Source organism: Leeuwenhoekiella polynyae (assembly GCF_004104075.1).
Lineage (GTDB): Bacteria > Bacteroidota > Bacteroidia > Flavobacteriales > Flavobacteriaceae > Leeuwenhoekiella > Leeuwenhoekiella polynyae.
The window spans coordinates 31,351-47,723 of record NZ_QOVK01000027.1 but is presented as its reverse complement, the minus strand read 5'-3'; the positions used below and the strand labels follow the sequence as shown (position 1 = coordinate 47,723).

9 protein-coding genes and 1 pseudogene are annotated in these 16,373 nt (G+C 44.3%); 1 reads left to right on the top strand and 9 read right to left on the bottom strand.

The features are described from left to right. From DSM02_RS18580 to DSM02_RS18545, 8 genes and pseudogenes are all read right to left on the bottom strand, one after another. Positions 1-305: pseudogene (locus DSM02_RS18580) on the bottom strand (glucosamine-6-phosphate deaminase); the annotation flags it as partial. A gap of 18 nt (positions 306-323) precedes the next feature. Beyond that, positions 324-2,825, bottom strand: a complete 2,502-nt coding sequence (locus DSM02_RS18575; protein ID WP_240674104.1) for a glycoside hydrolase family 95 protein — start codon at positions 2,823-2,825, stop codon at positions 324-326. Positions 2,826-2,864: 39 nt separating this feature from the next. Beyond that, positions 2,865-5,966, bottom strand: a complete 3,102-nt coding sequence (locus DSM02_RS18570; RefSeq protein WP_128766988.1) for a glycoside hydrolase family 2 TIM barrel-domain containing protein — start codon at positions 5,964-5,966, stop codon at positions 2,865-2,867. A gap of 18 nt (positions 5,967-5,984) precedes the next feature. Continuing rightward, a complete protein-coding gene (locus DSM02_RS18565) occupies positions 5,985-7,115 on the bottom strand; it encodes an acyltransferase family protein (RefSeq protein ID WP_128766987.1) in 1,131 nt (376 codons plus the stop codon). Between the two features lie 10 nt (positions 7,116-7,125). Continuing rightward, positions 7,126-9,378: an alpha-N-acetylglucosaminidase gene (locus DSM02_RS18560; RefSeq protein WP_128766986.1), complete on the bottom strand. Its 2,253-nt coding sequence runs from the start codon at positions 9,376-9,378 to the stop codon at positions 7,126-7,128. 21 nt (positions 9,379-9,399) lie between these two features. Continuing rightward, complete coding sequence (locus tag DSM02_RS18555) at positions 9,400-10,263, bottom strand: inositol oxygenase family protein (protein ID WP_128766985.1); 864 nt, start codon at positions 10,261-10,263, stop codon at positions 9,400-9,402. A gap of 12 nt (positions 10,264-10,275) precedes the next feature. After that, complete coding sequence (locus tag DSM02_RS18550) at positions 10,276-12,435, bottom strand: sodium:solute symporter family protein (RefSeq protein WP_128766984.1); 2,160 nt, start codon at positions 12,433-12,435, stop codon at positions 10,276-10,278. Positions 12,436-12,437: 2 nt separating this feature from the next. After that, positions 12,438-13,850, bottom strand: coding sequence for a glycoside hydrolase family 28 protein (locus tag DSM02_RS18545; protein WP_128766983.1), 1,413 nt, complete (start codon positions 13,848-13,850; stop codon positions 12,438-12,440). A gap of 124 nt (positions 13,851-13,974) precedes the next feature. On the opposite strand from DSM02_RS18545, the gene DSM02_RS18540 reads away from it, so the two are divergent. Next, the gene (locus DSM02_RS18540; RefSeq protein WP_128766982.1) at positions 13,975-14,673 is read left to right on the top strand and encodes a FadR/GntR family transcriptional regulator; all 699 of its coding nucleotides are present in this window, start codon (positions 13,975-13,977) and stop codon (positions 14,671-14,673) included. 68 nt (positions 14,674-14,741) lie between these two features. On the opposite strand, the gene DSM02_RS18535 is transcribed toward DSM02_RS18540, so the two are convergent. Continuing rightward, positions 14,742-16,358 carry a RagB/SusD family nutrient uptake outer membrane protein gene (locus DSM02_RS18535; protein WP_128766981.1) on the bottom strand — a complete coding sequence of 539 codons (1,617 nt, stop codon included), beginning with the start codon at positions 16,356-16,358 and terminating at the stop codon, positions 14,742-14,744. Positions 16,359-16,373: the final 15 nt, after the last annotated feature.

The following is a 16,373-nucleotide window of genomic DNA, read 5'->3' as shown; positions in this document are numbered from 1 at the left end:
ATCGGCCAGTATTCATCCAGATTGAAGGTGATCACATTCTTAAAACTCAACCCTTCTTCTTTATGCATACGCACCAGTTCGGCATACACATTTATTGGGGACGATCCCGTAGCAAGACCCAGCACGCATTTCTCACCGGCAGCCTCTTTACTGCGGATTAAATCAGCGATCTCCTGAGCTACAATAGCCGAAGCCTGTGTAGATTGTTCAAAACTGATGTTGTGTATCTTCTCAAATCGGGTTTCCTCAAATTTCCCTGCGGGTTCGTAGGTGATTTGTTTGCTATCTTCTGAAGTTATTTTCATAATTAATAAAAACTTAGATTAGTTGTTTTTGGTTGTTATCTGGTACGTCTGGCCTGCTTGTACTGAAAAAGTAGTAAGAAAATAGTCACCATCTGCTTTTGAATCGAAAATTTTGGTATCCGCTTCAACAGGTATTTGCGTGCGTAAGGTGATTTTTCCATCGTTGTTTGCAATTATTGTTGCAGTTTGAAGTTTACCATGAGCCCATTTTAAGCTTACCTCAAAATTCCCACGGGCTTTTAGTCCCTTCACCTCTCCATCAGGCCAGGCATCGGGTAGAGCAGGGAGCAGGTGCAATTCGCCCAGGTGGCTTTGCAACAGCATTTCGGCTATGCCGGCAGTAGCTCCAAAATTTCCATCGATTTGAAACGGCGGATGCGCGTCAAACAAATTGGGGTAGGTACCGCCTTTATGTTCTTTAGAATAGGGGTCTACATAAAACATCAATTCACGAATCATTTTATAGGCGTGATCGCCATCCAGTAAACGCGCCGCAAAATTGATTTTCCAGGCTTTACTCCAGCCGGTTCCTTCATCACCACGCAGTTCAAAAGTCTTTTTTGTGGCTTCGGCTAATTCCGGAGTGGTAAGCGGCGAAATTGAAGTACCCGGGTGTAAGCCAAATAAATGCGAAACATGACGATGATGCGGATTTTCTTCTTCAAAGTCCAGATTCCATTCCTGCAACTGTCCTTTGGTACCTAATTGATAGGGAATTAAACGGTCCCGAGCAGCACTAACTTCCTGTCTAAAGTCGGCATCTTTGCCCAAAATTTCAGAAGCTTTAATCGTGTTGCTAAACAGTTCGCGAATGATGGCGATGTCCATAGTCGCACCTTCGGTAACCGCATAGCCTTTACCGTCTACCAGAAATAAATTTTCAGGCGAGGTAGAAGGCGCGGTCGTTAATTTACCATCGTGTTCTACCAACCAATCCAGCGTAAACAGGGAAGCTTCTTTCATCACCGGGTATACTTTAGCGAGATAGTCTTGATCCTGAGTAAAGGCATAATGCTCCCACAAGTGCAACGTAAGCCAGTTACCACCCATATACCAGTTGGCCCATAACGGGTCACCATCACCACGATCTCCCACCGGGTTTGCCGTAGCCCAGATGTCTGAATTATGGTGCAATACCCAGCCGGGTGCGTCGTAAAACTCTTTAGCTACACGGCTTCCGGTAACCGAAGCGTTCTGGATATAGGCTAAAAAGGGCTGATGCATCTCACTCAGATTGGTGGTTTCCGCAGGCCAGTAATTCATTTCAGCATTGATGTTTGTGGTGTAATTGGAACTCCACGGCGGACGCATTTCTTTATTCCAGATTCCTTGCAGGTTGGCCGCGATGCCGCCGGGTCTCGAAGCAGACACGAGCAAATACCTGCCGTACTGAAAATACAAAGCTTCTAACTCGGGATCGTTTGCAGCTTCTGAATAGGCTTTTAAACGGCTGTCTGTGGGCTGATTTAATTTATCCTCTGAAGTTTTGCCTAAATCAAGTGCGACCCGTTGCATATAAGCCGAAAAATCTACGATATGATCTGATTTTAACTGCTCAAACGACTTGGCCGAAGCAGCCTGCATAAATTCGCTTGCCAATTTGGCTTCGTCAAGTCCGTCTTTGTCCGGGCATTTGTCAAAACCGTTAAAACTGGTTGCGGCGGTAAGTAAAATAACGACTTCCGAAGCATCAGCGATTGCGAGACTAGTATCTTGAGTAGTTAGCTTGCCGTCTGTTTTCAACACTTTGATGCGGTATTGAAAACGCATTCCGTCGCATCCTTCAGGGTCGTCGTAAGTAATGGGTTCTACACCTTCGGGATTGTAGTAATTGGGATTTACGTTTGCCGGGGCCTTGCCGCTTACCACCAATTCCTGATTTTCGGTAACCGAAACTTCAGCGCTTAATTGGCTTTCTGCGGAAAGATTTAGGTTTAAGGCTTTGGCCGAATCTGCCGTAAGTTTCATCACCAAAACATTATCAGGTGCCGAGGTAAAAAACTCCCGGGTATAGTTCACACCATCAGACTCAAAAGAAGTCGTAGTGATCGCATTTTCGATATTCAAGGTACGTTTATAGGCTCGTACCGAATCGTTTTTCAAGACCTGATGCAGTAATAAATCACCCATCGGCATATAGGATTGGGTATAATAGCCCTGCATTTTTTTGGCCAAAAGCGTAGCTTCTTCGTAGTCTTTGGCAAAAATAGCCTCACGCAAAGGCTGCAAATAAGAAGCCGCCTCTGGGTTGATACTTTGTGGAACCGGTCCGCCGCTATAAAGCGAACTTTCATTTAGCTGAATCAATTCGTCACTCACACGCCCAAAAACCATCGCACCAATTTTACCATTTCCCAAGGGCAGGGCTTCTACCCATTCGCGTGCCGGGGCATCGTACCACAATTCGGGCAATTCAGCCTGAGCAGTTTCAGATTCTGAATTTTCTTCATTTGTACAGGAAAGCAGTGCAAAAAGCACCAGAAGAAGCAACGAAGAACTACGGAAGAACATTTTTTTCATCAATCGGTTTTTATAGTAAAGGATGCCATCCTTTTTAAATTAGAGTTCAGGTTTGATTAGTTTAAGCAAATAGCTGTAGGAGTAGCCGTCTTTAGTTAACTGGTATTGCGGATGCGGATAAGCGCCCCAACTGGTATCACCGCCCAGACCGCGTTGTGCCAAATCAATATGCAAGGTGGTTTCATCACGGTAGCGCAGGTTTGTAGGATGCTGATTCTTTTTGGTCTCACCGGGATCCAGCGCTTCGGTTTTGATGGGAAGTGCGCTGAACGATAGCGGTTGCAATCCCTCGACTTCAATCCCGTTTCCGCTGGCATCGGTGAGTTTTAGCCAGCGTGTATCGGTATGATAACCGTATTCCTGTGGGCGTATGTAAGGCATCTTCAGGCTGTCTACCTGAGCCTTGTAAATTCCTATAAAAGCAGCCGAGTTGCGGTCTGCGTAATTTTCTTCCGGCCCGCGGCCGTAATATTCCAGATTATCAAAACCGGCCGGTAACTGCATACGCATCCCAAAACGCGGAAGTTCAGGCAATTTTTTAGCCTTGAGATCAAGTTTGGCTGCCACACGAATGCTTCCGTCATTTTGGATTACATACGCAAGCGTATACGGCAGGTCAATATCGTTCAAATGATAGGTAACTTCAATAGGCAAGCCGGCTTCGGTTTGCTTATCAACTTTTACGCTCTGGAGCGTCACATTGCTGTGTGCACTGCGCCAGATGTTCAGTTCTTCAGGCATTTTGTTCCCAAAATCATTATCGGTAGGCGCGCGCCAAAAATAGGGCTGGGGCAGCCCTTCCAGTGTTACTTCGCCATTGGTATATGATTTAAACATTCCGGTTTTGAGATCAAACGTTCCCTGAATGGAACCTGAATCAAAAACGAGCTGATTGCCTTCAGTTTTGACTTTCAGATTTTGATTGGTTTTTGTGGTAACGAAAACCGGTTCGGTAAGAAAAAACTGGACTTTTGCAATCTCGTGATCGGCCGGTACAAGAGCGGTAGCCGTTTTGGTAAAGGCGTAAACATTTAGCAAATATTCCGCATCAGCATTCAGTTTGGGCAATTTGATTTTTGCCATACCTGAAGTCTGGGGAGCAACTGCCAGCGAAAAATCTTCGGTCTCAATCACCTTTCCATCCTGAAGCAACTCCCATTTAAACTGATACTCCTTCAGATTGGTAAAGTCAAATTCATTAAACACCGAAAGCTTTCGGTTTTCTTTATCAAAGTCGAATTGCACATTTTGGTACACCATTTTGACCTCTTCCAGGGCCGGATGCGGAGTGCGGTTTGAAGAGACTAATCCATTGGCACAAAAATTTTCATCATTCTGGAAATCGAGTCCGCCCAAATCGCCACCATACGCCCAATAGGTGCCCATATCGTCCTGAGTCTTGATTCCTTGATCTACCCAGTCCCAGATAAAGCCGCCCTGCATCTGGTCGCTACTTCTGATGATGTCCCAGTACTCGGTAAAATTACCGGTGCTGTTGCCCATCGCGTGTTCATATTCGCACATAATGTAGGGGCGGTATTTATCGGTTGCAGCGGCGTACTCACGCATATAATCGATGGTAGGATACATGGGGCAAACCACATCGGTATTGCGCTCTTCATTAGCCTGCTCAAACTGCACAAGCCTCGTGGTATCGCGTTCTTTGACCCAATCGTAAGCCTGCGGAAAGAAAATCCCGTTGCCACACTCGTTACCCAATGACCAGATAATTACCGAAGGATGGTTTTTATCGCGCTCTACCAGGCGTTGAATGCGGTCCATTTGTGCCGGGAACCATTCGGGTTGATAAGCCGGGTGCCGGTCTTTATTTTTAACCGCGTGTACGTTGGCGCCCATTCCGTGAGATTCTATATTGGCCTCATCAACCAGATACATCCCGTATTGATCACAGAGCTTGTACCAAAGCGGGTTTTGCGGATAATGGCTTGTACGCACGGCGTTGATGTTGTTTTGCTTCATCAACTTTAAGTCTTTGAGCATAACCTCACGCGAAGGCACATGGCCTTTAACGTCATCGTGAATGTGCAGGTTTACCCCTTTGATCAAAACCGGCATCCCATTGACCAGCAATTGTGCGTTTTTAAGTTCGATTTCCCTAAAACCGATCTGTTCTGAAGTAAGCATCAGGGTTTTCCCCGTAGCGTCTTTTAAGATCAATACCAAATCGTATAGGTTGGGCGTTTCGGCGCTCCAGGATTTTACGTTTTTGATTGTGGTCTGAAAGTTTATCGGGGTATCGGTAGTGGCAAATTTTTTAGTAGCGGAATACACCGGTTTGGAAGCATTTGCCGGAATGATTTCAAGTTGTAATGAACCCGATTGGGATGCGTTATCAAAATTTGTCAAGCTTACTGAAGCATCGAAAACGCCATCTTTGTAGTTATTTTCAAGGCCTGCTTTGAGAAAGAAATCCCAGATACTGGTTTTGGGCAAGGCGTATAAAAATACATCCTGTTCCAGACCGCTTAAGCGCCAAAAATCCTGATCTTCCAGGTAGCTGCCGTCGTGCCATCTAAATACCTGAATGGCGAGTTGATTTTTCCCTTTTATGAGTAGCGGCGTGATATCAAATTCAGAAGGGGATTTGGCGACTTTGGTCATTCCGGCTTCTTTTCCGTTTACGAAAACACGCGCATAGCCCGATACCGAAGAAAGGTTCAGGATCACTTCTTTATCCTTCCAGGTTTCCGGGATTTCAAAGCTGCGGCGGTACGTGCCCACCGGATTGTAGCTGTTGTCTACAAAAGGTGGATTTTTAGGAAAGGGATAATCGATATTCGTGTAAATGGGAATTCCAAAACCTTTCAACTCCCAGTTAGCAGGCACGCTTATGCTGTCCCAGTTTGAATCATCAAAATTCGTTTTGTAGAAATCCTGCGGACGATCTTCCGGTTTTTTGACAAAGTTGAACTTCCATGTACCGTTTAACGATTGGTAATAGGGAGAAGTTGAAAACACATCGGCGCGTGCATCCGTCTGGTTTGTATACGCGATAAAATCGGTATGTGGCTCCAGTTTATTGCGTTCATACACCAGCGGGTTTTCCCACTCGTTAACCTCCTGGGCAAGACCTGCAAAGCAGGTAAATAAGATGAAATATAGGGATGCGGTAACTTTCATGAATTCAATTTTCAATACTTATATTTTGACGTAGATTTTCTTTTTGTCCATCCAGTAGCCTAGCGCCCAGCACAGAAGCATAAAAACAATAGCGGTCATCAGCACTCCAAAGGAACCCGGGAAGATGCGTTGAAAAATTACTTCACTTACCCATTCAAAAGCGTCCTGATTTTCATTTACAGGAATCAGGCGCAGGCTGATGTAAAACAGTTCGGAAAAGAGATAAATCACCAGTGGATTTTTGCCAAATACGTTGAAGAAGTTTGTGCCAAATTTGATGTTTTTGAGTTCTACTGAAAAGATGAGTGCTGCCAGCATAGACAGATTAAGGCCAATAGTTAACATCGCAAACGGACTCGTCCATAACTTTTTAGAAAGCGGAAAAATAAGCGCCCACCATTCTGCAAGTGCAAAAACGAGAAAGCCGGCTAGCATCAGCTTGGCAATGGTCTCGTAGGATTTGCCTTTTCGTCTGATAAATACACCGGCAAGGTAACCGGCAAGAACGTTTACAATACTGGGCAGCGTGCTCAGGATACCTTCGGGATCAAAGGGAATAGCATCTTTTTTATAGATGTGGCCTTCGCCCAAAATAGCATAGTCAAATTGAGCAGCTGCATTGGTCGCCATGTCGAGTTCGCCTCCCGGTTCCCCAAAGGCATACAGAATTCCCCAGTAAGCAAGGAGGATGACCACACAAGAAATAAAAATAGCTCTAACTGAAAAATACCGTACCATCACCGCACCAAAAAAGTAACACAGCGCAATACGTTGTAAAACGCCCATTACCCGGGTTTCTGAAAATGGAGATACTTGCAGCTGCCCGTCATTAAATTCAAAAAAGGGAAACCAGTACATCAGGAATCCCAGCAGGAAGATGATTGCAGTGCGTTTAAGTACTTTTTTCCAAAAGTCTGCCGGTGCAGCTTCCTGAAAGCGACGCATCGAAAAGCTCATGGCGTTACCCACTGCAAACAAAAAGGACGGAAAAACTAAATCTGCCAGCGTAAACCCAAACCATTGCGCGTGCACCAGATATGGATACATAGCTGCACCGGTGCCCGGAGTGTTTACCAGGATCATTAGGGCGATGGTAAGCCCTCTAAATACGTCGAGCGATAAAAAGCGTTCTGAAGTTTTTACAGTCATAGGCTGGTTTTTAATAGTTATAGTCAATAGGCGGCATAACCTTCGTGATTGGAGCAATTTTGCTTCGGTATTTAGCGTGAAGCTCTTTTGCGATTTCAAAGGCATTGCCGCTGGGTTCGGTAGGGTAGGACTCTTCTTTGTTCACCCATTTCCATTCCCATTCTTTGATTTTTTCATCAAAAGCCTCCTGATCAAAATCATCCCAGTTGGCTTCAATATCGGTAATAAATTGTTGCCAGCGCGGTTTGTAAAAATCATCCAGTACTCCACTCCATTGGCGACAAGAGTATTCATGCAACGGATTATCAGGGCCGCCCCAAAGGGTGATGAGGTCGCGGGCATTACGCTCGTAAAGCGCCTTTTCTTCGGGTGTGGTGCCCCAACTTCGGGCATCTGCGATCCAGGGACCCAGCAGGAAATCTTTTCGCGTAGCGAGTAGTCGGTCCAGATCACTAATGAGCGTCAGGAGTTCGTCGCCGTGTTTTTTAAAGGCTTCTTTGTCGTTATTTTCATAAGCGATACGCATTTGCTGTTGCACCGGCAGGGCATAGTTGGCAAGCACCTGACGGCTAAGGTCTACCAGGTCGTATTCAAAACCATCTGAATTTTTAAACGTATCGCTGGCGCCAATAAACAGGTCCCAGGCAGGTAGCAAATCAAGCGGATCGTAATTCATCTTGGTGCGTGCCCAGCGGCGGTAGCCTTCAAAAGTAGGTCGTGCTGCGATGATAGACTCGGCACCGTCGCGTATTGTGGTGCCGTTATATGCGGTTGCTACTAAAATATCCCAGGCTTTTAAGATGCTGTCGTTTACCGCGCCATAGCGGTTGCGGGTATACTTTTTCAGCCAGGGCTGGAGTTCGATAGGCGTGTCGCGCCAGGTATTATCGGTCATCAATTCATAAAGTACCGGGTTTTGCTCTATGGCTTCCATCGTAAGGCCGATACCTTTTAAATTGCCCGAAGTGCTGTCATTTAAGGCCAGTGCCGGCTGCTCGGCAACGGTCTCGATACGGCCAAACATACTGATGTTTCCGCCAAAATTATGTAGCATATTCCAGATCCATTGTTTGCCGTAGAAAGCTTCGGTTTGCTTCCAGACGGGTTCAATTTCGGTCGCCAGATCTAAGATAATCATACGATCATCAGGCACCGTACTGAGCAAGCCTTTGATTTGCGGTGTTTTCCAAAAATCTTTATGGCTGTAAAACAACCAGCCCTGCATCACCCAGGTTGCTTCAGGATCTGCGGCTTTCATTCCTTCAAAAATCTTTTCGCTCAACTCCCCTAAATATTCAGGATCGTCTGAAGGCGGCTCATTTTCATTAAAAGTATCTGCCGTATAAAAGTGATCTGTACCAAAAACTTCCTCCTGTTTTTCTAAAAAGCGTTTACCGATTTCTGCGAAAAGCGGATCTTCAGCATCAAGAATATAGGTGTCTCCAAAATCATTGCCCCAATTGGTTTTTTTAAGATTGGCATTGGGGAAGAATTTTTTAAAGGAAGCCGGAACGTGCCCCGTAAATGCCGGAAGCACCGGTTTCATCCCCAACTCGCGCGAACGCTTTAAAATCTTTTTTTGCAGGTCGCGATGGCTTTCTTTCCAGCTTTGCGGAAGCGGACCGCCCCAGCCGTCCAGATTTCCCATCCAAAACCAGGAGAAATACGAAGGGCCGCTAAAGAAATCCTTCAGGTCTTCATCGGTAAAGCCGTAGGATTTGTAAACTTCGTCCCAGATGTATTCTTCGCCGGTAATAGCCAGAGGCATATTGATGCCGTGAAGCGCCATCCAGTCGATTTCCTTTTCCCAGCGCTCCCAATCCCACCAGCTCATCGAGTAGTTGAACGTGCAATAGTTGAGGTAATAGCGGTATTCGTAAGGCGATTCTTTACGTACCAGTTTCTCGGGCAAGGGTAGCGATTCCGGAAAGTTGAGGTTGGTGCCATTCCAGGTGATCTGCCCGTGCGCATACTCTTTGATGTAGTAATACAGCGCCGAGGCGATTGCGACCCCATTGTTTCCTCTCAAACTGATTTTACCATCCTGAGCTGCAATTTCAAAAGCCTGATCGCCGGCATCGGGCAGCGAATCGATGATAAACTCATCTGCGTATTCGGGAACAACCCGATTCAGCAGGCCCTGGTAGGGCGTTTCTTCCTGAGCCTTTACTTCTGTTTCCTTTTTACAGGAACTGAGTGCAACAAGTATAAAAAGGGAACAGGCAAGCTTAAAGAAAGTTTGATATTTCGGTTTAAGAGACATAACAGGTACTATAAAAATGATCTAAAATTTCAGGGTGTCCGGTAAGAATTTGGCAGCCAAATCCTCATAATAGGGACGCAGTTCTTTTACGTTTGGTGGGGTAGGAGCCTTGGAGTACAAATCATACGGATTGAATTTTTCTACCCATTTAAACATTTCGTGATCGTGAGCACTCATCAGGTGATCGTAAGCCCCTTCGCGGTGTTGCGAATAAAACGAATGATACCGTATCATATACAAAGCCGGCTCGGGCAGATAGTCTTTCAAAATGTGGTAGAGGTACTCATCGTGTCCCCAGGACATATGCACCTTCTCCAATCCGCAATACGGACTGTATACGCCGAATTTGGTATTTAGTTCTTCATTAGTGTAATCGGGATTCTTTTTAAAGAATTCCGGGTACACGATTTTGTCTGAAAAGGCACAACCTACTGGGAACGTGTCCCCAACAACGGCCCATTGTGGTTCGCCAAAAAGACATAATACTTTACCTAAATCGTGCAAAAATCCGGTAAGTACAAACCAGTCTGAATGCCCGTCTGCACGTATCGCTTCAGAAGTTTGTAGCAAATGCTGGGTTTGATCCAGATCAATATCCGGATCAGAATCGTCAACGAGGGTGTTTAAAAATTCGACTGCATCCCAAAGTGACATCTCCCGGCGGTTAAACTGAAGAAAATCTTTTTTCTTTTCAAGCACAAAATCATAGGTCTGATTGATGTGATTGATGCGGTAAAATTCTTTAACCGTGTCGCGGGCAGGAGCCTCGTAATTGCGAAATTCTTCCTTGGCTTTATGAGCCTCTTCAGGATAACGGCGTACCACGTCATCTTCCCATTCATCGAGACTTTGTAGCGGTTCTGTTTTTTGATTTGTATTTTTCATAAGTCGAAGCATTTAAGACCCGAGGGAAACCATCAGGTAAAGTAATCCAATAATGAGTATAACAATAAGACAGGCCAGCAAGAAGCCGGTACGGTCTTTTTTATTCCAGGTATAGATTTCCCAATTGCTATTTGGGAATAAAAGTTTTTCGGTGGTGGGCTGATTCTTCAGAATGCTATTGTCTACAGCACGGGTACGCATTTTACGGTAGAATTCAGCTAAATGGTTATCTGAATCCGGTTTAGTTGCTAAAGCGATAAGAAACAGCACCAGAAATGGGAATAACAGTCGAATTCCCAGTCTTATGGTTTCGTTTAAGGCATACGGATTTTTTGAAAGATCCCAACCCAAACTGTCCAGCAAGTACAATTCAAGATAAATATAACCGCGGCCGTAGGAGGTACCATCTTTCTCGGTCGTAACCCCTTTAGACCAAAAAATAGCCTGTCGCGGCATGGCATAATCCACAGCATTTGTACCGCCCAGTGCAAGTTCTTCCGGTTTACTGATCTGTTCTTTTTCGCTTTGCGGAAGCTTTTCCCATTGGGCGATATCGTGTATGCGGTTATCCAGATCGACTTCCTTTACCTCATAATTTCGGGTTACAATACGGGAGTTGGTAAGCTTCGTAAGGCTTTCATCGGTACGCATCGCCGGAAAGATATTGGGTAAGAGCGTTGGGATTAGATAAAACAAGGTAAACGTGAGCAGAATCGAACTCCACGCAGATATGCGGTTTGCGCGTCGCCATTTTAAGCCCAGCCAAAAGGCTGCTACAAAGACTACAAAAAACTCCCAGATGAACTTTAATATCTGTAAAATCGTGTCAAATTGAGTCGTAATGATTGCCGCCCCAATCAGGAATATAGCTCCCGAAATACGTGCCGCCCAGATGTAATGCCTGGCAGACTTTTCCGGAAAAAAGTATTTGTAAAAATTATTAACCACTAAACCGGACACGGTAATCATCAGGCAATCTGCCGTAGACATCAAAGCAGCCATCAAACTGGCCAGCATCAAACCTACAAGTCCCAATCCTAACGGTGCCAATAGTTGTGTGGTGGCGTGACCCCAAACAAAATCGGAGTTCATGATTTTACCACCATAAAGCAAGATGGCACAAAGGCCCACCATTCCCCATAAGATGGTTACGATACGCTTCATAAACGTACCGGTCACAAAGCCCGTACGCGCCGCATCTTCACTTTTTGCAGCTCCCGCAGTTACGAGTTGATTAGGTTGCGCGACGACCGTCATTCCAGATACTAAAGCAGCCATAACTATGAAATACCAGGTAAAGTCTAAGGTTGCAGGCGAACCAAAAATCTCAAAAGTACTTTCGGGCAATTGCTCGTGCAGATTTGAGAGCGCATCCATCATTCCGCTACCGCCAAATTGTTCGTTAATTGCCGACCAGGCAAAAGGAATGAGAATGATTGAAAGCAAAATTATAAAAATACCCTGAAGCAAATCGGTGTAAAAAGCAGCTTCGAGTCCGCCCATCGCGGTATAAAACAGAACGATGAAACAGATGGTCCAGATAAGCACATCTTCAGAAAAATAACTGAATAACGCCCGTGGATTTTCCTGTCGGAGTTCGGCTAATTCCTGTTTCTCAGCTTGCGAGAGGTAGGTGAAGTTTTCGTTAGATAATTCAAAAAGGCGGTCTGCTTTTTCTTTTTCAATTTTTTCAGTCGCTGTCAATTCGCTTGCGGGCTTCCCGGTCATAGCTAAAGCCGTTGTGGTAACCGCTTTATAACCTACAGAGAGCAAGCCCATCATCCCGATGGTTCCCACAAGAGCATAGGTCGCGGCCATTTTTCGTGAAGCATAACGCTGTTCATAAAAATCACCCATCGTGGTGATGCGCAACCGTCGCAACCACGGAGCTGTGATCCAAAATAAAGGAGTGGCAAAGAGCATTAAAAGCGAACTCCAGATTCCGCTGGCGCCGTTTTTAAAGGTGGTGGTTGCCACACCTGCCGGACCGTCTGCTGAGGTTGCCTGCCCAAAACTCGCAAATGTTGAAAAGAGTTTTCCAAATTGTCTGCCGCCCAGAAAATAATCTTCTTCTTTTTTAATCTTCAGGCTAGATCGTATACCGATATACACAATGACACCGAAGTACAGCACCAATACTAAAATATCCAGATATGATAAGCCTAAAATCATAATTAGTTTGCGATTTTTTCGAGTTGAGTTTTTCCTTTTTTAACGATGCTTTCCAAATTTTCAAAGGCTGCCGTTCCATTAAAATTATCAAGAACTAGTGGAGTTATATTTTCGGCATAAAGCGCGTTTCCATAATAATCAGGTCTTTGGGTTCCCCAGTTTACTGTGGTGTTTGAAATGTACACATTACTGGCGTTTACCATATAAAAACCTGAGGTCTGCTCGCCTATAAAATCGGCATCTTTACACGGCCTACAATCGTAATAACCTCCGGGATATTCGGTGGTTTTTGAAATCTCCAGATCAATGTCATTAAAGCGGATGTTATCGAGCAAATCTGGTGATGCAGCTCCCAAGAAAATACCATTTTCGCTCTTGCACCTGATGTTTGCAAACGTGATGTTAGAAACCTTGCCAATACTGGCTTCTTTAGCTCCGGGCTTTAACCTCCAACCAGCATCTTTGTGATTGTGTGAGGCGCGGGGATAAGCCGTAATGTAAATAGGTTCTGCCATTCCCCACCAAACGTCAGAAAACTGCTTACATTCTACCATAATGTTAGAGAAAATGATGTCTGACACGGTGCCTTCGTCCCGGTTTTGAATACCTATACCTCTACAACTTCCGGTAATAATGCAGTTATTAAAAGTAACGTGGCTTATGGCATCCATATTTTCTGAACCAATTTTAATCGCACACGAAGTACTAATCAATGTACAATTAGAAATTACGATATTTTTACAGGGACCTAACTCCTCATATTCCCTTCTGTTTTTTAGGCAGATGCAATCATCACCTGATTCGATATGGCAATTGCTGATGCGTACGTTTTGGCAATGATCGAGATCAATACCGTCGCTATTGCGTACTTTAATATCATTATAGATTGAAATGTTTGCGATTGAAACATCATAACAACCTATAAAATGAAGCGCCCAGTAAGCAGCATTACTTACTGTAATGCCGTGCATCTTTACATTTTTACATGAAACCAAAGTAAGAATGTGCGGTCTGGGATCTACCGTTTCAAAAGGTTTAAGCTCATAAGAGTCGTGTAGCTCATCACCCATGAAAAAGATGCCGTTACCATCTATTGTGCCACCGCCTGTAAAGGAAATCTGGCTGAGATTTTCTCCACCTATCCAGATGGTGCCTTCACCCAGATTTTTTCTAAAGGCGCTTTTAATATAAACACCTTCGTCAGGGTAGGCCTTTAGCACAGCACCCTGCTCCAGATGTAATTCAATATTTGATTTGAGGTCAAAAGGTCCTGTAAGGAACGGTTTGCCTGGCGGAATAACGACTTTTCCGCCACCAAGGCCGGCACAATGATCTATGGCCTTTTGAATGGCCAACGAATTATTCGTAAAATCATCATTTACGGCACCAAAATCGTTTATATTCGTTATATTCATTAATTTTATATGTAGGACATATTTTAATATAGCAATATATTTAAAATATGTGTTAAAATTACTTTTTGAATGTCTTAAGTTTTAGTTGATTTACCAAATATTTGCAATTAACCATAAAACCATTATGTCTTCCAAAATCAAACCCATTAAATCTGTTTCACTGGTTGAGCAGGTAGAACAACGTATTCTCGAATTTTTAAAAGAGAACCGTTTTAAGTCTGGAGACTCTTTACCAGGTGAAATTGAACTCGCCGAAAACCTGGGTGTTAGCCGTAACATTGTGCGCGAATCGCTTAGTCGCCTGCGAATGCTTGGCGTAGTCGAATCTAAAAAGCGCAAGGGAATGTTTATTGCAGAACCTGATATTTTAAGCGGAATAGAGCGCATTATGGACCCCGACCTTCTTGGAGAAGAAGCCATGCAACACATTTTTGAACTACGACTGGTTCTTGAAGTGGGTATGAGTGAATTGCTGTTCATTAGAAAAAAAGATGCTGATATTGTTAAGTTACAAGAAATAGTAGACCGGGAGGCTAATGATCCGCTTTGTAAAACCGATCTTCAAACCCGTCTGGCTTACGAGATTGAGTTTCACTCGTATCTCTATAAGATGTCTGGTAACGGAACCTTGAACCGTTTTCAATCTATGCTGCTACCGGTTTTTCATTTTATGATGCAGCAGGAATCAAAGTCTGCCGCAGAACCGAAGCGGGGTAGTATCTCTCACAATGACCTGGTTGAAACCTTGCGTAATGGTACTGCTTATGAATTTAGAGAGAACATGCGTAATCATCTTACACCACACTTTAGCAAACTGAGCTAATTATTTAAAACTGAATAAAAAAATCCGTCAATCCAGGACTCACCTTGTGATCGACGGATTTTCCGGTTTTAATAACCGGGGTTTTGGCTAATTGTCTTACCGGAAGCGTCAATCTCAGCCTGTGGTACGGGTCTGAGAAGATTTTTCTCGGTAATCGCATTGTTAAGCGCTGCGTGCGGGTTGTATTCTAAAACGCGTGATAGCAAAGTACCGGTACGTTTTAAATCCATCCAGCGGTTTACCTCGCCTATCAGTTCGCGGGCACGTTCATCCAATATAAATGCAAGATCAACATCACCCGCAGTAAGCGGTGTAGTAATACCGGCACGTGAACGTACTGTATTAAGATATGTGACAGCTGCACCGGGATTATTATTTTGAAAAGCCGCTTCTGCTGCAATAAGATAAGCTTCAGCCCCGCGCATTATTACCATATCACGGTCACCTAAGGCACGCTCATTTGCATAAACGAAAGGAGCTCCCGGGTCTTCAAACTTCTTAAACATTGGCCAGTGTACATTAGTAACCCCGTCGTTCACAAGGTATTGATCCGGATTGATTACTGCATACGGCTTGCTGTCTATACGTTCCTGGCTCCAGGCCGTTTTAGGAAAGTAAATGGCAGTGTCTCCTACTTCAAGTCCGTCTTCAGCCACATCAGCATACATAACATATCGTAAGGTTTCTTCATTACGGGTATCTTCTTCATCAAACATATTGAAGAAGTATGGAGTAGGCATTCTACCGATACCATTTTGATATAAGCTACCACGAGCTAATCCGGGATAGTTAAAGTATTCAAACTTGTACAGTAAATGTTTGGTATTACCCCAGCCTACACTTGAACTTTCGCTTCCAAAAAGGAATGAAAAAATCACCTCGTCATTGCGCTGGTTTTCGATATCTACCACATCTGCAAACGTAGGTTCAAGCGGATGATTTGCGATTACCGTTTCTGCAAGAGCAATTGCCTGAGTATAATCGTCTGAAGCCGCAAAAGATTTGTAGCCGCGTGTAAGTAATATCTTAGATAACAGGTGACGGGCAGCATCTTTAGAAACGCGACCGTATTCGTCGGGATTTTCATCAACAGCGCTGATGGCGTCATTAAGATCATTAACAATTAGTGTATATACTTCTTCTTCAGACGCGCGCATAAAATCAGACTGAGCGGTAGTGGTGGGTTCTGTAACAAGGGGTACTCCTCCGTAATTTTCTACCAGATTAAAATAAGACCAGGCTCTGAAAAATTTGGCTTCGCCTACTCCTCTGTTTTTTAAGCTTTCTTCTACACCATCAATCAAATCAGCGTTTTCAAGCAGCGTATTTGCGGCAGCGATCTGCTTATATTGATTCGCCCAATACACCTGCATCACATAATTTGAGGCGTTCATGTCTACGTAATCGTTGATTGCATCAACACCGGTAAGCGGGGAAGCGCGGGTCACGATATCAGTACCGAGATCTTCCAGTACATAAAGCATATCTGGAGCATAACGGGTGGTGTTGTCACGCGTTACTTCGTAGATATAATTATTGAGTTGTAGAAAGCTTTCTTCATTTTCTCTTGAAGAAGGAATACTGATAGCCTGTCTGTTTGTTTCCTCAAGAAAATCATCGCAACTTGTTACCAGCGTACCGGTAAGCAGAAGTGCTAGAGCTGAGATATAAATTGATTTTTTCATAATACTATTTATTTT